The organism is Mesorhizobium loti, assembly GCF_003148495.1.
GTDB classification, from domain to species: domain Bacteria; phylum Pseudomonadota; class Alphaproteobacteria; order Rhizobiales; family Rhizobiaceae; genus Mesorhizobium; species Mesorhizobium loti.
The window spans coordinates 21,080-42,731 of the sequence record NZ_QGGH01000008.1 but is presented as its reverse complement, the minus strand read 5'-3'; the positions used below and the strand labels follow the sequence as shown (position 1 = coordinate 42,731).

The following is a 21,652-nucleotide window of genomic DNA, read 5'->3' as shown; positions in this document are numbered from 1 at the left end:
CTTTCAGGTCCGGGAGAAATGTTCCGACCTAGCTGGATATAGCTTCTGGAATGACCGATCCGGTGTTCTTCGCGCCATCACGCCGGTACACGGCGGGCGAAGTCGCGAATCTGACCGGCTCGGTGCTTGTCGATTCCGGCCACTCCGATATTTCGATCGAGGCACTCGCGCCAGCGAGCGATGGCGGCGAGAATGCGCTGGTCTTTGTCGACGGCAAGCGTAATTCCGCGCTGATGCCGTCGCTGCGGGCGGCCGCGGTCCTGTGCCCGGCGGAATTTGCCGGCAAGGCGCCGGCCGGCGTTGCCGTTCTGGTTCATCCGCGTCCGCAACAGGCCTTCGCATTTGTCGGGCGCCTGCTGTTTCCAAGGGCGGCGACGCCAGGGCCGATGACCAGCGAAACCGGCGTCTCGCCGCATGCTCATGTCGATGTGACCGCACATGTCGAATCCGGTGCCGTCATCGAGGCCGGCGCGGTCATCGGGCCGGGTGCTTCGATCGGCAGCGGTACCGTCATCGCGCCCAATGCCGTCATCGGCCAGTCCTGCCAGATTGGCCGTGACGGCTATGTCGGTCCGGGCGCCAGCATCCAGTATGCCTTGATCGGCAACCGCGTCATCATCCATGGCGGTGCCAGGATCGGCCAGGATGGTTTTGGCTTCGTCGGCGGCGCCAAGGGACCCGAACGCGTGCCGCAGATCGGCCGTGTCGTCATTCAAGACGACGTCGAGATCGGCTCCAACACCACCGTCGATCGCGGCGCCATGTCCGATACGATCATCGGCCAGGGCACCAAGATCGACAATCTCGTACAGATCGCCCATAACGTCCGCATCGGCCGCAATTGCATAATAGCCGGGCTTTCGGGTATTTCGGGTTCCGTGGTCGTGGGTGACAATGTCACCATGGGCGGCGGCGTCGGGCTTGCGGATCACCTGACCATCGGGTCCGGGGCCAAGCTTGCCGCCAGAAGTGGATTTATGAGCAATGTCCCTGCAGGCGAAATCTGGGGCGGTTATCCGGCACAGCCGATGGCGGAAGCGATGCGGGAGATAGCCATGCTGCGCAGGCTCGCCAGGACCCGCAAACAGGGCGAGGGAGGCAATGGCTGACATGATCGCGTCGACGACGCTGGAAGCGGTCGACATTATGGGGCTGATGAAGCTCCTGCCGCACCGCTATCCGTTCCTGATGATTGATCGCATCGTCGACATCGACGGCGACGAGTCCGCTGTCGGCATCAAGAACGTGACCATAAACGAGCCGCATTTTCAGGGCCATTTCCCCGAGCAGCCGGTCATGCCGGGTGTGCTCATCGTCGAGGCGATGGCGCAGACCGCCGGCGCCATCTGCATCCGCAGCCTGGGCACTGAAAAGCCGTCGCTGGTCTATTTCCTGACCATCGACAACGCCAAATTCCGCAAACCGGTCGTTCCCGGCGACCAGTTGAAGATCTATGTGAAGAAAATCAAGAAACGCGGCAACCTGCTCAAATTCGCTTGTGAAGCCATGGTCGACGGCGCCAAGGCGGCCGAGGCCGAGATTTCAGCCATGATGGTCACCAGCGACTGACGATCGAATGCTTATGAAAATCAAGACATCCATCCATGCTTCCTCCGTTGTGGAGGAAGGCGCCCAAATCGGCCAAGGCGTGCGCATCGGACCGTTCTGTCACGTCGGCGCCGATGTGGTGATCGGCGATGACGTCGAACTGGTCAGTCATGTCTCGGTGATGGGCGCGACATCGATCGGTGCCTCGACCAAGGTCTACCCGATGGCAACATTGGGCGCACCGCCGCAGAACACCAAGCACAAGGGCGGTCGCACCACCCTGGTCATTGGCAAGAACTGCACGATCCGCGAAGGCGTGACCATGCATCTCGGTACCGATTCCAGCCGCGGCGAAACGACGGTCGGCGACAATGGCAATTTCCTCGCCTACGCCCACATTGCCCATGATTGCGTCGTCGGCAACAACGCGACCTTCGCCAATGGCGCGACACTGGGCGGCCACTGCGAGGTCGGCAACAACGTCTATATCGGCGGCCTGACCGCTGTGCATCAGTTTGTCCGCATCGGCGACAACGCCTTTCTGGGTGGCTGCTCCGCGATCGTCGGCGATGTCATTCCCTATGCCATCGCGGTCGGCAACCGCGCCAGCCTGCGCGGCCTCAACATTATCGGCCTGAAGCGCTCCGGCCTGCCGAGGTCCGAAATCCTTGTGCTGCGCAAGGCTTACAGGATGATCTTCGATCGTTCCCGCACCGTTGGCGAGAACATCGAGTTCGCCAAGGCGGAGTTCGCGTCGTCGCCGACCGCCATGAAGATCATCGATTTCATCACCAGTCGCGGCAAGCGGCACTATGCTGTGCCGTCGCTCAAGGGCGGCGATGGCGACGATGTCGATGACGAAGACTGAGGCAGCGGCAGCGCGTCTTGATCTCTCGCCGGGCTCCAGGGTCGGCATCATCGCCGGCGGCGGCAGTCTGCCGGTCGAAGTCGCGGCCGGTTCGGCTGAACAAGGCTATCCGCCCTTTGTCATCGTGATGGAAGGCGAGGCCGACCGGATGGCGGAGCTCTCCCGGTATGAGCATGAAAGCCTCGCCCTGGAAGGTATCGGCTCGCTGATACCGTTGCTGAGGCGGCACCGGATCACCCATCTGGTGCTTGCCGGCGAGATCAAGCGCCGGCCAAGACTGACCCAGCTCCGTCCAAGTCTCAGCCTGCTCGCAGTGATACCGGTTGTTGTCGCGGCGCTGGCGCGTGGCGACGATGGCCTGCTGAAGGTCCTGGCGCGAGGTCTCGAATCGCGTGGAATAAAGGTCGTCGGCGCCCACGAAATCGTGCCGAACCTTGTCGCCACCGAAGGCGTCCTGACCAAAGCCATCCCGCGGAAATCGGACTGGCGCGACATCGAGGCAGGCCTTGCAGCGGCAAAGGCCATCGGCGCGCTGGATATCGGCCAGGCGGCGATTGCGGTCGGCGGTCGAACGATCGCGCTGGAAGGCATCGAGGGGACGGCCGGACTGCTCGACCGTGCGAAGCTGCTGCGCGGCCATGGCCGTATTGCGGGGAAGACCCGCGGCGTTCTGGTCAAGTGCGCCAAGCCTGGTCAGGAACTGCGCGCGGATCTTCCTTCCATCGGCCCGCAAACGGTCGAAGCCGTGCATGCGGCCGGGCTTGCCGGCATTGCCGTCGAGGCGGGACGTTCGCTGATTCTCGAAGGCCCCGAAACCATCGCGCGCGCCAACGCACTCGGTCTGTTCGTCATTGGTCTGCCTGCCGCGACGGAGCCACACAATGGCTGACAGGGCATTGAAGATCGCGATCGTTGCCGGAGAGGAGTCTGGCGATCTGCTCGGCGCCGACATCGTGCGTTCGCTCAAGCAGGCTACCGGGCGCGAGGTGCAACTCGTCGGACTCGGCGGCCGCCATTTGCAGGCGCTGGGACTGGCCTCGCCATTCGATGCCGGCGAGATCGCCCTGATGGGGTTCAGCGCCATCTTGCGCGACCTGCCGCGCCTGATGCGGCGGATCAGTCAGCTGGCCAGGACCGTTGAGGACGAAAAGCCGGACTGCCTCGTCACCATCGACAGCCCGGACTTTTCGCTGCGCGTCGCCAAAAAGGTGCGGGCGGCCAATCCATCGATCCCGATCATCCACTATGTCTGCCCGAGCGTCTGGGCGTGGCGGCCGGGCCGGGCGGTGGCGATGAAGCCCTATGTCGACCATATCCTCTGCATCCTGCCGTTCGAGGTGAAGGAGCTCGAGCGGCTGGGCGGCCCACCGGGCACCTATGTCGGGCATCGCCTGACCCATGATGCTGGCGTGCTCGCCGCGGCCAAGGCGCAGGACCTGCCGCGCGACCTTTCTCCTGATCGCGTCAAGACCCTGCTTGTCCTGCCCGGTTCGCGGCGCGGTGAGGTGCGGCGCCTGCTCGACCCGTTCGGCGAGACGGTGTCGATGCTGCGCGCGCGTGGACATCGCCTGCGCCTGCTGCTGCCGACGGTTCCGCATGTCGCCGACCTGGTCAAATCCTCGGTTAACCGCTGGGATGAGAAGCCTGAGGTCATCGTCGATTCCCAGCGCAAATGGCAGGCCTTCGGCAAAGCCGATGCCGCGCTGATCGCGTCCGGGACAGTATCGCTGGAGCTGGCGCTGGCCGGCGTGCCGATGGTCTCCTGCTACAGGCTCGATCCCGTCGCCCGAGTCGTGGCGCCTTACCTGCTGTCCGTCTGGTCGGCGCTGCTGCCCAATCTGATCTCGGATCGAGCCTTAATTCCGGAATTCTACAATGAGTATGTCAAGCCGAACAATCTGGCCCGGCAATTGGAAGCGCTGTTTGCAGACAGTGGGATGCGCGCCTGGCAGGAGCAGGGCTTCGCCGAGATCACGCGGCGCATGGCGACCAACAAGCCTTCAGGCGAGATCGCGGCGGGCGTTGTGCTGCGTCACATAAAAAAGGCGCCCTGACGGGCGCCTTTTTCAATCCAGAAAGCCTCGATCACCGCTTTGCGATCGGCACATAGTCACGCTCCGGCGCACCGGTATAGAGCTGGCGCGGGCGGCCGATCTTCTGGCGTGGGTCCTCGATCATCTCCTTCCACTGCGCGATCCAGCCGACGGTGCGGGCGACCGCGAACAGCACGGTGAACATGGTGGTGGGGAAGCCCAGCGCCTTCAGCGTGATGCCGGAATAGAAGTCGACGTTCGGGTAGAGCTTCTTCTCGATGAAATAGGAATCTGTCAGCGCGATCTTTTCCAGTTCCATGGCGATGTCGAGCAGCGGATCGTCCTTGATGCCAAGCTCGCCCAGAACCTCGTGCGCGGTCTTCTGCATGATCTTGGCGCGCGGATCGTAGTTCTTGTAGACACGGTGGCCAAAGCCCATCAGCCGGAACGGGTCGTCCTTGTCCTTGGCGCGGGCGATGAACTCCGGGATGTGATCGACATGGCCGATCTCGCCCAGCATGTTGAGCGCCGCTTCGTTTGCACCACCATGCGCCGGGCCCCAAAGGCAAGCGATGCCGGCAGCGATGCACGCGAACGGGTTGGCGCCCGACGATCCGGCGAGACGAACGGTCGAGGTCGAGGCGTTCTGTTCGTGATCGGCGTGAAGTATGAAGATGCGCTCCATGGCGCGCGCCAGCACTGGATTGATCTTGTACTCCTCGCACGGCACGGCAAAGCACATGTGCAGGAAGTTGGCAGCGAAATTCAGCTCGTTCTTCGGGTAAATGAAGGGCTGGCCGATGTGGTATTTATAGGCCATCGCCGCGATCGTCGGCATCTTGGCAATCAGCCGCATGGAGGCGACCATGCGCTGGTAAGGGTCGGAAATGTCGGTGGAGTCATGGTAGAAGGCCGACAGCGCGCCGACCACGCCGCACATCACCGCCATCGGATGCGCGTCACGGCGGAAGCCGGTGAAGAAGCGCGACATCTGCTCATGCACCATGGTGTGGCGCGTCACGCGATAATCGAAATCGTCCTTCTGCGCCTTGGTCGGCAATTCGCCGTAGAGCAGGAGATAGCAGACCTCGAGGAAGTCGCCGTGTTCGGCCAACTGGTCGATCGGATAGCCGCGGTGCAACAGGATGCCGGCGTCGCCGTCGATGAAGGTGATTTCGGATTCGCAGCTTGCCGTCGAGGTGAAGCCGGGATCGTAGGTGAAGGCGCCGGTGGTGGAGTAGAGCGAGGCGATGTCGATGACATCAGGCCCGACCGAACCGCTTCGCACCTTGAATTCGTGAGTCTTGCCGGCGAATTCAAGCGTTGCCGTGGCCTCCTGGGTCTTGCCGCCCAAATCCAGTTTTTTCGCAGCTTCGGTCATTGCAAACTCCTTGTTGTTTCCTCATGCCGGCAAAGGCAAAATCTTGCAAAGCGACACTTCGAAATCACCGCAATGCGCGTATTCGCCACCGCATTTCAGGAGGTGCGTGCCAGATTGGGCCAAGGCCTAATGTTGCACTGCGAAACCCGCCTTTCAATGCCAATCTTCTTGGGCCAGTTTGCTCCTAATCGATTTGATCGGTTATGCGCGCCAGGCTTTCCTCGCGGCCGAGCACGGCGAGCACATCGAACACGCCCGGCGAGGTGCTCTTGCCGGTCAAAGCGGCGCGCAAAGGCTGGGCCACGGCGCCGAGCTTGTGGCCACCAGCGAGTGCAACCTCGCGGATCGCGGCCTCCGCTGCAGCGGCCGTCCAGTCACCTGTAAGCCCGTTCAAAGCTTCGTGAGCACCGCGCAGGATCTTGCGGGCATCGTCATTGAGCAGAAGGGCGGCCTTGTCATCGATCGGCAGCGGTCGCGTGGCAAACAGGAAGGCTGCGCCATCGACGAGTTCGACCAGCGTTTTGGCGCGCTCCTTCAGGCCCGGAAGTGCTGCCAGCAACTGCGCCTTGTTGGCGTCGTTCAAGCGCGAGGCCATTGCCGGGCCACCCTCCAGATAGGGTAGGGTGGCGATGAAGATATCGAACAGCTCGGCATCGCTCATGCGGCGCATATGCGCGCCGTTGATCGCCTCGAGCTTGGCGAAGTCGAACCGGGCCGCGCCCTTGTTGACGTCGCCGATGTCGAACCAGGAGATCATGTCCTTGATCGACATAATCTCGTCGTCGCCATGGCTCCAGCCGAGGCGCGCCAGGTAGTTGAGCAGCGCCTCCGGCAGGTAGCCCATGGCGCGATAGGCCTCGACGCCAAGCGCGCCGTGCCGCTTCGACAGCTTGGCGCCGTCGGCGCCATGGATCAGCGGAATATGCGACATGGACGGTACGGCCCAGCCCATGGCGTCGTAGATCACGGTCTGCCGGGCGGCGTTGGTCAGGTGATCGTCGCCACGGATGATGTGGGTGACGCCCATGTCATGATCGTCGACGACGACGGCATGCATGTAGGTCGGGTTGCCGTCCGAACGCAGGATGATGAAATCGTCGAGGTCCTTGTTGGGAAAGCGCACCTCGCCCTGGACGCGGTCATGCACCACCGTCTCGCCCTCGGTCGGCGCCTTGATGCGGATGGCGCCCTTGGCGCCTGCAGGCGCCTCTGAGGGGTCACGGTCACGCCAGCGACCGTCGTAGCGGGGCGGCAGGCCTTTGGCTCTGGCGGCCTCGCGCATCGCCTCCAGCTCGGCTGGCGTAGCGTAGCAATAATATGCCTTGCCCATGCGCACGAGGTCCTCGGCTACCTCGCGATGGCGCGGCGCACGCTCGAACTGCGACACCGGCTCGCCGTCCCAGGTCAGGCCGAGCCAGGTAAGTCCGTCGAGGATGGCAGCCGTCGCGGCTGGGTTGGAGCGTTCGCGGTCGGTGTCCTCGATGCGCAGCAGCATCGTGCCGCTGGTGTGCTTTGCATACAGCCAGTTGAACAGCGCCGTGCGCGCACCGCCTATGTGCAGGTAACCGGTGGGCGAGGGGGCAAAACGGGTGACGACCTTGTCGGACATGGAACTCTCGGAAACCATCTGAAGCGGGGTGCTGTCGCGCGGACTTTCGCGCGGTTGGCGTTCATGTAGCATAGGGTGTCGAGGGCGCAAGGGGCAGACCCGATGGCTGGACGAGGCAGGGGCTCGGATCAGGGCGAGGACGCCGCTATTGGCGTCAGCGAACGGTCCCTCTTTGCGCCTCTGCCAGCCCCGCTGCCGCCGCCGTCGCCCCTTGTGCCGGCTCCCGGCAAAGCGCCGTTACAAGCGGATGTCGGCGCCTCTGTTCCAGTTGCCGAAACCGGCAGGATCGTGCGCGTGCGCCGGCAAATCGGCCGGATTTCGCTGCCTCGCTTGCGCCATAGCGTAGCCACAGCAGCGGGCCTGGAACTCGACCGAGGCGTGGCCTTCCTGCTGGTGCCGGTCTGCCTGGCGATCGGAGCGATCGGCTATTTTTCGCTGACGGCGGAGCCTGACTTTGCCAAGCCCGTCGCGGTCGTCGCCCTGGCGGCGCTCTGTGCGCTGGTCTCCCGTTCATGGCCGAAGACCCATCTGTGCTTCATGGCCGCGCTGCTGTGTGCGCTCGGGCTACTCGCCGCAAAGGTCGAAACGTGGCGCGCGGGCACGCAGATGCTGGGTTCGGAAATCTCGACGCAGGTGACCGGCCGGGTCGTCTCGATCGACCAGATGGAGAGCGGCCGCATCCGGCTGACCATCGACGTGACTTCGACCGCAAGGCCGAAATTGCGCTATATGCCGGAGCGGGTGCGGCTTTCGGCACGCAAGATCCCGGCAGACATGACAGCCGGATCCCTGATCATTGGATATGCCAAGTTGTTGCCGCCGACCGGTCCGGTGCGGCCGGAAAGCTACGACTTCTCCTTTGACAGTTATTTCGCCGGCATCGGCGGCAGCGGGTTCTTTCTCGGCAATCCAAAGCTTGTCGTCACCGATGACGGCGACATGCCGCTATCGGCCCGCCTTTCCTCAAGCGTAGAAAATGCCCGAGAAGCGATTGCCGACCACATCAGGGCCAGCATTGGTGGCGCCGAAGGTGAGATCGCCGCGGCGCTGATCGTCGGCGTGCGCGCCGGCATTCCCGATGAAATCAATGAAGCGATGCGGCGTACAGGCATCTACCACATCATCTCCATTTCAGGACTGCACATGGCGCTGGTCGCCGGCACCATCATGGGTCTGCTGCGCGGCGCCTTCGCCTTGTTTCCCGACTTTTCCGCGCGTCGTCCGGTCAAGAAATATGCCGCCGCCGCGGCACTGTTCTCGATCGCTGCCTATCTCATCATCTCTGGCGTCGTCGTTGCCGCCGAGCGCAGCTTCATCATGCTGGCGGTGATGCTGATTGCCGTTCTGTTCGATCGGGCGGCACTCACCATGCGCAATCTGGCGATCTCGGCGATCGCCGTCATCGTGGTGTCGCCGCACGAGGTGGTCGGCCCGAGCTTCCAGATGTCCTTCGCGGCAACCGCAGCACTTGTCGGCGCCTATGCCGGCTGGTCGGATCATCGCGCGGGGAAAACCAGACCGCCGCCGCCGAAGCGATCCTTGCCCGGCTTCCTGACACGAAAATTCCTCCTGGCGGCGGGCGGCTTGGCCATGACATCCATTATCGCCGGCGGCGCCACGGCGCTGTTTGCTATCTGGCATTTTCAGCGTGTGTCGCCGCTAAGCCTGTTCGCCAATCTGGCCATCATGCCAATCGTGTCACTGGTTGTCATGCCTTTCGCCGTCCTCAGTGCGCTGGCGATGCCCTTCGGCGCCGATGGTCCATTCCTTTATGTGATGGGCAAGGGCCTGACCGCGATGATCGCCATGTCCGGATGGATTTCCGAGCGTTCGCCCGTCGATGGAGTCGGATTGATTTCGCAGCAGTCTGTCCTGCTGGTGGCGATTGCCCTGGTCATCGCGACGATGGCGACGACATGGCTGCGGCTCGTCGCTCTTCCCTTCGCGCTTGCCGGCCTGCTGACCGTTTCGGATACGCGCACACCCGACGTGCTGATCTCCGAGGACGCTCGACTGGTTGCGTTGCCGATCGGCGGCGGCGAGTTCGCCGTCAGCCGCGCACGGCCGAACGAATTCACCGTCGACAACTGGAAGCGCGCACTGACATCCGAAACCATCGTCGTGCCGGAAGTCTTCACCCAAGGAGACGCACAATTCGAGATCGCGGATGCCCCGGAACTGCCGCCGGGATCGCCGTTCTATTGCACTTCAGGCGTTTGTCTCGCCAAGCACACGTCCGGCGCGATCATTGCTTATGTCGAGGATCGCAAGGACACGTGGAAAGCCTGCGGCTTCGCCGGGCTGATCGTCATCAATGACGCGACGGCCTATGACGCTTGTCACAATCCGCTGGTTCTCGTCATCACTAAGCGACAACTGGCCCGCAAAGGTAGCGCTGCCGTCTTCTTCGATCGCCAGTCGGCGACCACGCCGGCAACCGTCAGCTTCGCGGTGGACAGGCCCTACCGGCCTTGGCATGAACAACGCAAATTCTCACGCGAGGCGAGGGGACTGCCGCCCTTCAAGAGACCCGAGAAGCCAGTGGTTAAACCGCAGCTGTCTCAGTAGCGTCGGATCAGGCCGACGAGCTTGCCTTGCACCTTGACCCTGTCCGGCCCGAAAATACGGGTTTCATAGGCCGGATTGGCGGCTTCGAGAGCAATCGAGGCGCCCTTGCGGCGGAACCGCTTCAGCGTCGCTTCCTCTTCATCGACCAGCGCCACGATGATTTCGCCGGGGCTCGCCGTGTCGGCATTGCGGATGATGACGGTGTCGCCGTCGAAAATGCCGGCTTCGATCATCGAGTCGCCCTTGACCTCCAGCGCATAGTGCTCGCCGCCCATGATCATGTCCGGCGGCACCGAGATCGAATGCGTCTGATGCTGAATGGCGTCGATCGGCACACCGGCAGCGATGCGGCCCATCACCGGGATCGACACCGCGGAGACCACGTCGTCGTCATTGCCGGCCGAAGACATCCGCGAAAGCGCCGGCTTGATCTGCCGGCCAAGGCCGCCTTGACCAAGACTGCCCTGGATGACGCTTGGCGAGAATTTTTTTGCCGCGTTGAGGCCGGGCGCGATCGAATCCGGCAGCCGCAGCACTTCCAGCGCGCGTGCCCGGTTGGGCAGCCGGCGAATGAAGCCGCGCTCCTCCAGTGCCGTGATCAGCCGGTGAATCCCGGATTTGGAGGCAAGATCGAGCGCCTCCTTCATCTCATCGAAGGATGGCGGAATGCCGCTTTCCTTCAGGCGTTCATGGATGAACATCAACAGTTCGTGTTGCTTGCGCGTCAGCATGGCGGCCCCCAGGGTACCTGAAACCAGAATCAGAAAAACAAACCCAGAACAAACACTATCTGTTCCAGTTGTGTTCTGCAACCGTTTAAAGTTTAATGAATTTGTTAAGGTGGCGGAAATTATTCCGCGGTTGCAAGCGGATCTCGTCGACGCCTGCATGCCGTCGCAGTGCGCTTTCCGACATTGAAATTGTTATGGTTAATAGCCTGTGGCCCATCCCGAGATCAGGCCTGGCATGGCTGCCGACAGGCCCCTCGACGGTGGGCTTTCCAGCTTTCGTTTGCCGTGAACGAAACGAAGCCAAAACGCCAACCTTGGTTAATTATTGTAGCCTGCGCTGGCCACCAGCAACGAACGCATGTGCGAGCTGGAAATTCGTCTCTTCGTCATCCGACCAAGGGGAGAGCCGATGACAACAGATCGTCGAGACGGCTGCGTTAGGTAACGGCCTCCTTGGCGGCGAAACGCTGGTCCTTCCATGCACCCGTGCGCAGAATGTCTTCCAGCACCTCGACCGCCAGCCACACATCCTTGTAGCCGACATAGAGCGGCGTGAAGCCGAAACGGATGGTCGATGGCGCGCGGAAATCACCGATCACGCCACGCTCGATCAGCGCCCGCATGATTTGATAGCCATGATCGTGAAGGAACGACACCTGGCTGCCGCGGCTGGTCGCGTCGCGGGTGGTCTCCAGCGTGAGACCATAGGCGCCGCACTTTGCTTCGACGAGCTGGATGAACAGTTCGGTCAGCGCGACGCTTTTCTTTCGCAATGCCGCCATGTCGACGTCGTTCCAGATGGCAAGCGCACCCTTGAGCGCCCGCATCGACAGGACCGGCTGCGTGCCGCACAGAAAGCGGCGGATACCGGTGCCGGCCACGTAACCCTGTTCGAAGGCAAAGGGCCGCGCATGCCCCCACCAGCCGCTGAGTGGCTGGCTGATCTCGCCGTGGTGGCGCCGGGCGGCATAGATGAAGGCCGGCGCGCCCGGACCGCCGTTGAGGTACTTGTAGGTGCAGCCGATGGCGAAGTCGGCATTTGCGTGATCGAGCTCGACCGGCAGAGCGCCGGCGGTGTGGCATAGATCCCAGACGACCAGCGCTCCGGCCGCATGAGCCTTGCGCGTCAGCGCCGCCATGTCGCGCAGTTCACCCGATTTGTAATTGACGTGGTTGACCAGCACCACCGCGACGCTTTCGTCGATCAGTTCTTCGATGGTTGGCGCGTCGACGCCCGCGAGGCGCAGCAGGACGCCATCCCGGGTCGAGGCCACGCCTTCGGCGACGTACAGGTCGGTGGGAAAACTGTCGCCCTCGGCGACGATGGCCAACCGGCCGGGCCGCATCTCCAGCGCCGCATGCAGCACCTTGTAGATGTTGGTCGACGTCGTGTCGCAGACGACGGTCTGGCCGGCCCCGGCTCCTATCAGGCGCCCGAGCTGGTCACCGAGTTCGATCGGCATCTCGAACCATCCGGCTGTATTCCAGGCCCGGATGAGACCCTGGGCCCATTCCTGGGTCGCCGCCTGCTGCAGCTCGCCGAAAACGGCATGCGACGCTGCCCCAAGTGAATTGCCGTCGAGATAGATCACGCCTTCCGGCAGGATGAAACGATCGCGCATGGCACGCAGCGGATCCGTGGCATCCATCGCTTCGATTGCAGCGAGATCAGGAATTCCACTCATGGTCGGTCAGTCCTCGGTTGTTCGCGAAGGTTTTCCGCCACAGAGCGTCCCCTCAGTGAGCTTGTTTTCATTTCGATGATGTCAGAGCCGGGTGCGGACCGTCCACAGCTCCGGGAACAGCACGACCTCGAGCATCTTCTTGAGATACGAAGCACCCGACGTGCCGCCGGTGCCGCGTTTCAGACCGATGATGCGCTCGACCGTGGTGACGTGGTTGAAGCGCCAGCGGCGGAAATAGTCCTCGAAGTCGACCAGCTTCTCGGCCAGTTCGTAGAACATCCAGTAACGCTGCGGATCACGGTAAATGGTCTGCCAGGCGACCAGAACCTCTTCATTTTCGGTTCGCGTTTCACGCCAGTCCGTGCGCCTGGCATCAGTGCCGATGTCGAATCCGTTGCGCGCCAGAAGCAGCAGCGCTTCGTCGTAGAGCGATGGCTCGGCCAGGATCGCCTCCAGCTTTCCGCTGAGGTCAGGCCGGTGCTTGTGCGGCCCGAGCATGGCGAGGTTGCGGTTGCCGGCCATGAACTCGATGGCGCGATACTGCCAGGACTGAAAACCCGAGGACTGGCCGAGCGCGTCGCGGAACTCGGTGTATTCGCTGGGGGTCATCGTCCGCAGCACGTCCCAGGCGTTGTTCAACTGCTCGAAGATGCGGGCGACGCGCGACAGCATCTTGAAGCTCGGCTCGAGCCGGTCGGCGCGGATAGAACGGATCGCAGCGCCAATCTCGTGCAAAGCGAGCTTCATCCACAGTTCGGAGGTTTGATGCTGGATAATGAACAGCATCTCGTCGTGCGCCGACGACAGCGGCGTCTGGGCCTCCAGCACTTTCTCAAGGTGCAGGTAGTCGCTGTAGGACATGCGCTCCTTGAACGACATCTGTGCGCCTTCGGACGCCGGATCGTATGGCTCGCTCAATTGATTTTCTCCGTGCGCAGCCGGAAGCGCTGGATCTTGCCGGTCTGGGTCTTGGGCAGAGCGGCGATGAATTTCACCGATCGCGGGTATTTGTAGGGCGCGATCGTTGCCTTGACGTGGTCCTGCAGGCGCTTGGTGGTCAACGCGTCAGGCGCCACGCCCTGCGCCAGCACGACATGCGCCTCGACGATCTGGCCGCGTTCGGCATCGTCTGCGCCGATCACCGCGCATTCGGCGACGTCGGGATGCGACAGCAGTGCTGCCTCGACCTCGGGGCCGGCGATGTTGTAGCCGGCGCTGACGATCATGTCGTCGGAGCGCGCGGCGAAATGGAAGAACCCGTCTTTGTCCTGCGTGAAGGTGTCGCCGGTGAGGTTCCAGCCGTCGCGGACGTATTCCTTCTGCCTGTTGTCGGCCATGTAGCGGCAGCCGGTCGGGCCGCGCACCGCCAGCCTGCCGGTTGTGCCGCGCGGCACCTCGCGCATCTCGTCATCGACGATGCGCGCCTCATAGCCGCCCACCGGCTTGCCGGTCGACGCGGGCTTCATGTCGTCAAAGCGGTTGGAGATGAAGATGTGCAGCATTTCGGTGGCGCCGATGCCGTCGAGGATCGGCTTGCCGGTCTTTTGCGTCCACTCCTCGAAAACCGGAGCGGGCAAGGTTTCGCCGGCCGAAACGGCGACGCGCAGCGACGACAGGTCGGCTCCTTCATCCATGGCCTTCAACATGGCGCGGTAGGCGGTCGGCGCGGTGAAGGAGATCGTCGCTTTGTAGGTTTCGATGATGTGGATCATGTTGGGCGGCGTCGCCTGCTCCAGCAGCGTTGCCGCAGCACCGAAGCGCAGCGGGAAGATGGCGAGCCCGCCAAGGCCGAAGGTGAAGGCCAGCGGCGGCGAGCCGACAAAGATGTCGTCCGGCGTCACCTTGAGGATCTCGCGGGCGTAGGCGTCGGCGATGATCAGGAGGTCGCGGTGGAAATGCATCGTCGCCTTCGGCACGCCTGTCGTGCCCGAGGTGAAGCCGAGCAAGGCGACGTCGTCGCGGCCTGTGTTGACGGAAGTGAATGTCACCGGCTTGTCGAGCGCGGCACGATCGAGTTCGGCATCATGGTTGGCGGTGCCGTCGAAGCCTATGACCTGTTTGAGGAATACGCTGTCCTTGGCGCAGGCGGTCATCTCGTCCATCAGCCTGGTGTCGCACAGCGCGACGGTGATCTCCGCCTTGTCGACGATCTTGGCGAGTTCGCCGGCGCGTAGCATCGGCATAGTGTTGACGACCACGGCGCCGACCTTGGTGGCAGCCAGCCAGCAGGCGACCATGGCGGGGTTGTTGGCCGAGCGGATCAGCACCCGGTTGCCCGGCTTGACGCCATAATTCTCGACCAGTGCGTGGGCCAGCCTGTTCGTCCAGTCGGACAGTTCCTTGTAGGTGCGGCGGCGGCCATTGCCGATCAGCGCGGTGTGGTCGCCCAGGCCTTTCTCGACCAGCCTGTCGGTCAGTTCGACGCCGGCGTTGAGGCGTTCGGGATAGTCAAAGCCATCGAGCAGGATATCGGGCCATTGCTCCGGCGGCGGCAGGTGATCGCGCGTGAACGTGTCGATATGCGCTGAAGGCCCAAGCATGTCGCCGCTATCCCATCTGCTGGACGGCCAGTGCCGAGGCGCCTGGCCGGATGTGGTGGATCTAAAGGTCCTGCTTTTGAGGAGGCTCCGTGCCGCCGTTGCCCCTGCTCGGGATGCCACCAGAAAGAGTGCACATCTGCAGGTTTTGGGCAGCACAGCAGACCTCCCATTGTCGGCTGTTCGTCAGGGCAGGATCGCACCAGTCGAAATTTGTTTCAAGCCTAAAATGTTTTTGGTCTGGAGCATTGACGCATGGCATGGCGGTGGCCATTGCTAGCGCAGAAACGAGCCATTCCGGGGGAGGGTGCCGATGTTCGAACGTCACATTGCCGATTGGGACAGCGCCTATGCCAACGGTGCGAACATCGCCGGCAGCGACCGCTGGCCAGCCGCCTGGGCGGAACCGGCGCAAGCGTTTCGCAATGCGCTTTCGGTAGAGGGCCGGGCACGGCTCGACATCGCCTATGGTGACGGGCCGCGCAATCGGTTCGATCTTTTCCTTCCCAAAGCCGCTCCCAAGGGGCTCGTGGTGTTCATCCATGGCGGTTACTGGCTGGAGTCCGACAAGAGTACCTGGTCGCACCTCGCCAACGGCGCGGTCGGCAATGGCTTCGCCGTGGCGATGCCGTCCTACACGCAGTGCCCGGACATCCGCATCGCCGGCATCGTCAGCGAAATCGGTACAGCGATCGGCAAGGCAGCGGCAATGGTCGGGGGACCGCTGATGCTGACCGGACATTCGGCCGGCGGACATCTCGCCAGCCGCATGGTGACCACATCAACTCCTCTGACAGCCGATGTGGCGCGGCGCATACGCCATGTCGTCTCGATTTCAGGCCTCCACGACCTGCGTCCGCTCATGCGCACGGGGATGAACAAGGCACTGGCAATCGACGAAGAGGAGGCGCTGACTGAAAGCCCGGCGCTGCTGCGGCCGATGGATGGTGCCCGCATCACCTGCTGGGCCGGTGGCGGCGAGCGCGCCGAATTCCTGCGCCAGAATGCGCTGCTCGCCAATATCTGGACCGGCCTAGGCGCCACCACCAGCACCGTGGTCGAGCCCGACCGGCATCATTACGATATTGTCGACGGCCTTGCCGATCCGGCGCATCCGCTGACCCGGGCCTTGATCTCGGAATAGGGCCGAGATCGTTTTCTCGTCTCTTATGAAGAGCTTGGCTGGGATTCCTCAGCGCAGCATCAGCACGCTGCAAGCCTCGCCCGCAGCTGCCGCGGGGGTAAACGGCGGCCGGACGATCAGCCCATTGGCGTCGGCCAGCATTCTCAGCATAGAGGAATCCTGGATGCCGAACGGCGTCGCCACCAGCGCGCCGTCATCTTCCCTGACCACGGCCCGCACATAGTCCTGGCGCAGGTCATTAGCCGGCATTGCAGCGCCCAATCGCGCGGGGCGGATGTCCTGGCGATGATTGCGGCCGCCGAGCCGCGCCAGCAGCGGCTTCAGGAACAGCTGCGAGCAGACCAAGCTTGCCACCGGATTGCCGGGCAGGCCGATACACCTGATATCGCCGAGGCGGCCGAACATCAGCGGCTTGCCGGGGCGCATGGCGATCTTCCAGAAGCCGAGCGTCATGCCTTCGCCGGTCAGCACGTCATGGATCAGGTCGTGGTCGCCGACCGAGGCGCCACCAAGCGTCACGATGACATCCGCGCCGGCCGCGACCGCTTGTCTGATCAGCGCGGCAATGGCCTCCTTGCGATCGGCGGCAATGCCGAGATCGAGCGCGCGGGCGCCAACCGACTGTGCGGCGGCGGCAACGCCATAGGCATTGGACGAGATGATCTGGTCCGGCCCGAGTTCGCTGCCGGGCGGCAACAATTCGTCGCCGGTGGCGATGATGGCGACCAGCGGCCGTTTTACCACGCCGACCCGGGGGTGGTTGGCCGATGCCGCCAGCGACAGCGCCGCCGGGTCGAGCACGCGGCCTTTTTCCAGCAGCACGTCACCCTTTGAAAAATCGAGCCCGATGCGGCGGATGTTGCGTCCTTCAGCGGTCGGTTCGGTCACTTCGATGTCGCCGCCGCCGAGATCCCTGACATTTTCCTGGATGACGATGGTGTCGGCGCCTTCGGGAAGCGGCGCGCCGGTGAAGATGCGCACCGCCTGTGCCTTGCCGACCACGCCGTCAAAGCCACGCCCGGCCGGGGCCATTCCGATCACAGAAAGTCTCGATGGCACCGACGCCACATCGGCGGCACGCGCCGCATAGCCGTCCATGGCGGAAGCGTTGAAGGGCGGTTGGGTGCGCAGCGCAATAACCGGTTCCGCCAGCACACGATCCACGGCCTCGAAGAGCGGAACGCTTTCGCCGGCCAGCGGCGCAGCGCCTTCCAGCAGGCGTTCGAGCGCCTCGGCGACCGGAACCAGCGCCATCAGGCGCCAGCCTTGTAGTCGCCAGATTTGCCGCCAGTCTTTTCGACCAGCCGGATGCCGGAAATGGTCATGGCGCGATCCACCGCCTTGGCCATGTCGTAGATGGTCAGGCAGGCGACGGAGGCGGCCGTCAAAGCTTCCATCTCGACGCCCGTCTTGCCGGTGACACGCGCAAGCGCGGTGACCTTCAGGCCGGGCAAAGCATGGTCCGGCTCGATGTCGACGGAAACCTTGGTCAGCAGCAGCGGATGGCAGAGCGGGATCAGTTCATGCGTCTTCTTCGCCGCCATGATGCCGGCGATGCGCGCGGTGCCGAGCACATCGCCTTTCTTGGCGTTGCCGGCGAGGATCGTCTTCAGGGTCTCGGGCTGCATCGCGACAAAGCCCTCAGCGATCGCCGTGCGCGTCGTCTCTTCCTTGTCGCCGACATCAACCATGTTGGCCTCGCCCTGCGCGCCGAGATGGGTGAGGGCCGATGTCATCGTCAGACCACCTCGGCCGCTGCCTTGCCCGTCAGCAGCAGGCGCGTGGCCGCGGCGACATCCTGTTGCCGCATCAGGCTCTCGCCGACGAGGAAGGTGTCGATGCCGGTCTTCTGCATCCTGAGGCAGTCGTCATGGCTGAAAATACCGCTCTCGCTGACCAGCAGGCGGCCGCCCGGCACCATCGGCGCCAGCCGCTCGGACGTTTTAAGGCTGGTTTCGAATGTTCTCAGATTGCGGTTGTTGATGCCGATCAACTGCGATGACAGTTTTACCGCGCGCAGCGTCTCGGCCTCGTCATGCACCTCGATCAGCGCATCCATGCCGAGTTCGAATGCCGTTGCCTCAAGCTCGCTCGCCAGGGCGTCATTAACGCTCGCCATGATGATCAGGATGGCATCAGCGCCCCAGGCGCGGGCTTCGTAGACCTGATACGGATCGAACAGGAAATCCTTGCGCAGTGCGGGCAGGGCGACGGCGGCTCGCGCCTTGGTGAGAAACTCCGGCGCGCCCTGGAAAGACGGCGCGTCGGTCAGCACCGAAAGACAGGCGGCGCCGCCTTTCTCATAGGCCTGCGCCAATGCTGGCGGATCGAAATCGGCCCGGATCAACCCCTTGGAAGGGCTCGCCTTCTTGATTTCGGCGATCAGGGCGAAGCTGCCCGATCTCTGCTTCGCCTCGAGCGCTGCAAGAAAGCCGCGTGGTGCATCGGCGTCTTTTGCGCGCGCCTTGATCTCGGCCAGCGGCATGCGTGCCTTGGCCGCCGCGATCTCGTCGCGCTTATAGGCCTCGATCTTGCGCAGGATGTCAGACACGGTTCACCCGTTCGAAATTTCGACCAATCGGTCGAGCACCTGCAGGGCCCGGCCGCTGTCGATGGCTTGCGCGGCGAACGCGATGCCGTCACCAAGCGTCGTCGCTTTGCCCGCAACGACCAGGCCGGCGCCGGCATTCATCAGCACGGTGTCTCGATAGGCGCCGGCAGCACCGCCCAGCATATCGCGCAATGCCGTGGCGTTGTAGGCCGCGTCGCCGCCGCGCAATTCATCCTTGGTATGGCGCGCCAGCCCAACCGCTTCAGGGGTTAGCGTGAAGCTGCGGATCTCGCCGCCGATCAGTTCGGCGACCTGCGTCTCGCCGGTGGTGGTGATCTCGTCATAGCCGTCGCCATGGGCAACCCAGGCATGCTCGGCGCCCAGCGCCTTCAGCGTCTCGGCCACCGGCAGGATCCATTCCGGCAGGAACACGCCGACCATCTGCCGTTTGACGCCAGCCGGATTGATGAGAGGCCCGAGCAGGTTGAAGATGGTGCGGGTGCCGAGCTCGACTCGGGTCGGCCCTACATACTTCATTGCCGGGTGGTGCGCGGGCGCGAACATGAAGCCGACGCCCGCTTCATGGATGCAACGGCCGATGAATTCGGGCGAGATGTCGATCTTGACGCCAAGCGCAATCAGCACGTCGGCGGACCCTGTCAGCGAGGACAGACCGCGATTGCCATGCTTGGCGACGGGCACGCCGCTGCCGGCGATGACGAAGGCCGATGCCGTCGAAATGTTGACACTGTGGGAATTGTCGCCGCCCGTGCCGACGATGTCGATGGCGCCGTCCGGTGCGTCGACACGCAGCATCCTGGCGCGCATGGTGGCGACGGCGGCGGAAAGCTCGCTCACCGTCTCGCCGCGCACGCGCAGCGCCATCAGGAAGCCGCCGATCTGGCCGGGCGTGGCGTCACCCGACATGATGATGTCGAAGGCCTCGCGCGCTTCCTCGAAGGAAAGCGCGCTGCCGGTCGCGACCTTGGCGATATGGGTTTTCAGCGCGCTCATCTTGTCGAGGCTTGGGCAACGGCGGCCTGGTCGATGCGAACGTCGTACTGCGTCTGCAACTGCGCCACCAGCTGATCGAGCAGGTCATCCGACATGCCGGAGGTGAAGGATTTCTGCGCATCGTCCGGCACCGAGCTGGCATCGGCCCCGGCGGGCTCGAACACTTCGGCGACCTTGTATAGGACCTGACCGTCGCCGGTGGGCGAGGGGATCAGGCCGGTGCCGCCTTCGCCGACGCCGAACATCGCCGCCGCACCCTCCTTGCCGAAATCGACATCGTCGGCCTCGCGCTTGACGCCGCGCTTGGTCTGCTTCTCCAGCTTGAGCTCACTGGCAATAACGTCGAGCGTGGCACCGGCCTTGAGCCGCTTTTCGAGCTCGTCAGCCTTGGCGGCGAGCCGCTTGGTGGTCTCAGCTGCCGTCCAGTCGGCGACGGCTTTCTGATGAACCTCGTCCAGCGTGCGGTCGCGAGCCGGCGTGACGGAAGCCACTTCGTAGAAGACAAAACCATTGTCTGCCGTGGTCAAAGCTTCGTTCTCCGTGCCGGGTTCGGCATCGAAGACAGCCTTGATCAGTTCCGGCGATTGCGGCAGGTCCTTGACGATGCTCGCGTCAGGCCGCAATCCGCTGCGATCGATGGCGTCGATGGTGATGAGCTTCAGCTTCAGCTTGGTGGCGGCGTCGGCCAGCGAACTGCCGGCGGCGCGGGTATCTTCATAGCTGTCACGCACGTCCAGAAGGATGCGGCTTGCCTCGCCCAGCGCCAGGTCCTTGCGTATCTGGTCGGACACCTCGGTCAGCGGCTTCACCACCTCGGGCTTGATTTCGGTCACGCGCAGCAGTACCGGGCCGAAGGCGCCCTGCACGACCTGACTGACTTCGTTGGCATTGAGCGCGAAGGCCGCGTCGGCGACCGCCTTGTCGGCGATCTTATCCTTGGCCAGCGTGCCGAGCAGCGTATCGGCCGGGGTCTTGCCTTCCGCCGTGACGAGCTTGTCGAAGGTGGCGCCGGCCTTGAGCGAATCGAGCGCGGCCTTGGCCGCATCCGGCGTCTTGAACACAAGCTGCTCGATGGTGCGCAGTTCCGGCGTGGTGTAGCGCGCCTTGTTCTTGTTGTAGTCGTCGCTGACCTGGCTGTCGGTGACGGCGGTCGTATCCATGATGTCGACCGGTTCGAGGCGGACATAGGAGAATTTGCGGTATTCAGGCGCGGCGTATGTCTTCTTGTTGGCTTCGAAATAGGCTGAAAGCACGCTGTCGGAAGGCGCCTGGATCGGCTCCACCAGTGCCTTGGGCAGGGTCAAATAGTCGATGGTGCGGTCTTCGCCGCGATAGAGCGCAACCGCCTTGAAGAAAGTGTCCGGAGTCTTGAGGCCATCCGAGACCGCTTCGACGATCTGCTGGCGCACCGCCACCTGGGCACGGTTCTTCAGATAGTCCTCGGGCCGCATGCCAACCTGCCGCAGCATGTATTCGAATGTTTTGCGGTCGAACTGGCCGCCTGGGCCCTTGAATGCCGGGTCTTCGCGCGTCAGCTCGGCCAGCCGATCCTTGGAAAGTCCGAGGCCCAGTTTGCGTGCCTGTTCGTCGAGAACGGCGCCCGAAACGAGCTGAGCCAGCACCTGGTTGTCGACGCCGAGCGCCTTTGCCTGTTCGTGGCTGAGACGCTGGCCGAACTGCTGCGACATGACGGCGAGCTGGCGATCATAGGCGAGACGGTATTCGTTGATCGACACTTTGGTGCCGCCAGCGGTTATAACCGAATCATGGCCGGCGAAACCGCCCATCAGCCGTCCGGAAATGCCCCAGACCAAAAAGCTGAGCACCAGCAACACCAACAGCCCCTTCGCGACCCAGGTGCCTGCCGCGCTTCTCAATATACCAAGCATTTTTACTTCCGATTTATGCGCATTTTCGCATGCGCCGAGTCTGAAACAAGCGCAATAGCGCCCTTCCGGTCCACTGTCGATTGCTTTGTGGCCT

18 protein-coding genes are annotated in these 21,652 nt (G+C 63.4%); 7 read left to right on the top strand and 11 right to left on the bottom strand.

The features are described from left to right. Positions 1–50: 50 nt before the first annotated feature. The 5 genes from lpxD to lpxB are packed head-to-tail and all read left to right on the top strand — an operon-like array spanning position 51 to position 4,470. The gene (lpxD, locus tag C8D77_RS25015; RefSeq protein ID WP_109669039.1) at positions 51–1,109 is read left to right on the top strand and encodes a UDP-3-O-(3-hydroxymyristoyl)glucosamine N-acyltransferase; all 1,059 of its coding nucleotides are present in this window, start codon (positions 51–53) and stop codon (positions 1,107–1,109) included. Continuing rightward, positions 1,102–1,569: a 3-hydroxyacyl-ACP dehydratase FabZ gene (gene fabZ, locus C8D77_RS25010; protein ID WP_027036657.1), complete on the top strand. Its 468-nt coding sequence runs from the start codon at positions 1,102–1,104 to the stop codon at positions 1,567–1,569. Before lpxD ends, fabZ begins: the two co-directional genes overlap by 8 nt. A 13-nt stretch (positions 1,570–1,582) precedes the next feature. Continuing rightward, on the top strand, positions 1,583–2,416 hold the full coding sequence (lpxA, locus tag C8D77_RS25005) for an acyl-ACP--UDP-N-acetylglucosamine O-acyltransferase (RefSeq protein WP_109669349.1): 834 nt from the start codon (positions 1,583–1,585) through the stop codon (positions 2,414–2,416). Next, a complete protein-coding gene (locus tag C8D77_RS25000; RefSeq protein ID WP_109669037.1) occupies positions 2,388–3,305 on the top strand; it encodes an LpxI family protein in 918 nt (305 codons plus the stop codon). Before lpxA ends, C8D77_RS25000 begins: the two co-directional genes overlap by 29 nt. Next, positions 3,298–4,470, top strand: a complete 1,173-nt coding sequence (gene lpxB, locus C8D77_RS24995) for a lipid-A-disaccharide synthase (protein ID WP_109669034.1) — start codon at positions 3,298–3,300, stop codon at positions 4,468–4,470. Before C8D77_RS25000 ends, lpxB begins: the two co-directional genes overlap by 8 nt. Positions 4,471–4,501: 31 nt before the next feature. Here the strand turns inward: lpxB and gltA are convergent, their stop codons facing one another. Both gltA and gltX read right to left on the bottom strand, forming a co-directional pair. Next, entirely contained in the window at positions 4,502–5,830 is a 1,329-nt protein-coding gene (gltA, locus tag C8D77_RS24990) for a citrate synthase (RefSeq protein ID WP_109669032.1), read from the bottom strand. A gap of 184 nt (positions 5,831–6,014) precedes the next feature. Continuing rightward, a complete protein-coding gene (gltX, locus tag C8D77_RS24985; RefSeq protein WP_109669347.1) occupies positions 6,015–7,439 on the bottom strand; it encodes a glutamate--tRNA ligase in 1,425 nt (474 codons plus the stop codon). 102 nt (positions 7,440–7,541) lie between these two features. Between gltX and C8D77_RS24980 the strand changes: the two genes are divergently transcribed. Continuing rightward, positions 7,542–10,007: a ComEC/Rec2 family competence protein gene (locus C8D77_RS24980; RefSeq protein WP_109669030.1), complete on the top strand. Its 2,466-nt coding sequence runs from the start codon at positions 7,542–7,544 to the stop codon at positions 10,005–10,007. Here the strand turns inward: C8D77_RS24980 and lexA are convergent. The 4 genes from lexA to C8D77_RS24960 all read right to left on the bottom strand — a co-directional run bounded on the left by lexA (position 10,001) and on the right by C8D77_RS24960 (position 14,963). Next, positions 10,001–10,738 (bottom strand): transcriptional repressor LexA, encoded by a 738-nt coding sequence (gene lexA, locus C8D77_RS24975; protein ID WP_109669027.1) that lies wholly within the window; start codon positions 10,736–10,738, stop codon positions 10,001–10,003. The genes C8D77_RS24980 and lexA overlap by 7 nt on opposite strands. Before the next feature lie 437 nt (positions 10,739–11,175). After that, a complete protein-coding gene (kynU, locus tag C8D77_RS24970) occupies positions 11,176–12,423 on the bottom strand; it encodes a kynureninase (protein ID WP_109669025.1) in 1,248 nt (415 codons plus the stop codon). A gap of 81 nt (positions 12,424–12,504) precedes the next feature. Next, a complete protein-coding gene (gene kynA, locus C8D77_RS24965; RefSeq protein ID WP_109669023.1) occupies positions 12,505–13,341 on the bottom strand; it encodes a tryptophan 2,3-dioxygenase in 837 nt (278 codons plus the stop codon). Continuing rightward, complete coding sequence (locus C8D77_RS24960; RefSeq protein WP_109669020.1) at positions 13,338–14,963, bottom strand: AMP-binding protein; 1,626 nt, start codon at positions 14,961–14,963, stop codon at positions 13,338–13,340. Before C8D77_RS24960 ends, kynA begins: the two co-directional genes overlap by 4 nt. Positions 14,964–15,273: 310 nt before the next feature. Between C8D77_RS24960 and C8D77_RS24955 the strand changes: the two genes are divergently transcribed. Beyond that, entirely contained in the window at positions 15,274–16,104 is an 831-nt protein-coding gene (locus C8D77_RS24955; RefSeq protein ID WP_109669018.1) for an alpha/beta hydrolase, read from the top strand. Positions 16,105–16,152: 48 nt separating this feature from the next. On the opposite strand, the gene C8D77_RS24950 is transcribed toward C8D77_RS24955, so the two are convergent. The 5 genes from C8D77_RS24950 to C8D77_RS24930 are packed head-to-tail and all read right to left on the bottom strand — an operon-like array spanning position 16,153 to position 21,558. Beyond that, entirely contained in the window at positions 16,153–17,358 is a 1,206-nt protein-coding gene (locus C8D77_RS24950) for a molybdopterin molybdotransferase MoeA (protein WP_109669015.1), read from the bottom strand. Next, on the bottom strand, positions 17,358–17,840 hold the full coding sequence (moaC, locus tag C8D77_RS24945; RefSeq protein WP_109669013.1) for a cyclic pyranopterin monophosphate synthase MoaC: 483 nt from the start codon (positions 17,838–17,840) through the stop codon (positions 17,358–17,360). The genes C8D77_RS24950 and moaC overlap by 1 nt, the downstream gene beginning before the upstream one ends. Positions 17,841–17,842: 2 nt before the next feature. Beyond that, positions 17,843–18,655: an indole-3-glycerol phosphate synthase TrpC gene (trpC, locus tag C8D77_RS24940; protein ID WP_109669011.1), complete on the bottom strand. Its 813-nt coding sequence runs from the start codon at positions 18,653–18,655 to the stop codon at positions 17,843–17,845. A 3-nt stretch (positions 18,656–18,658) separates the two neighbouring features. Beyond that, positions 18,659–19,669 (bottom strand): anthranilate phosphoribosyltransferase, encoded by a 1,011-nt coding sequence (gene trpD, locus C8D77_RS24935; RefSeq protein ID WP_109669008.1) that lies wholly within the window; start codon positions 19,667–19,669, stop codon positions 18,659–18,661. Continuing rightward, positions 19,666–21,558, bottom strand: coding sequence for a SurA N-terminal domain-containing protein (locus C8D77_RS24930; RefSeq protein ID WP_109669006.1), 1,893 nt, complete (start codon positions 21,556–21,558; stop codon positions 19,666–19,668). The genes trpD and C8D77_RS24930 overlap by 4 nt, the downstream gene beginning before the upstream one ends. Positions 21,559–21,652: the final 94 nt, after the last annotated feature.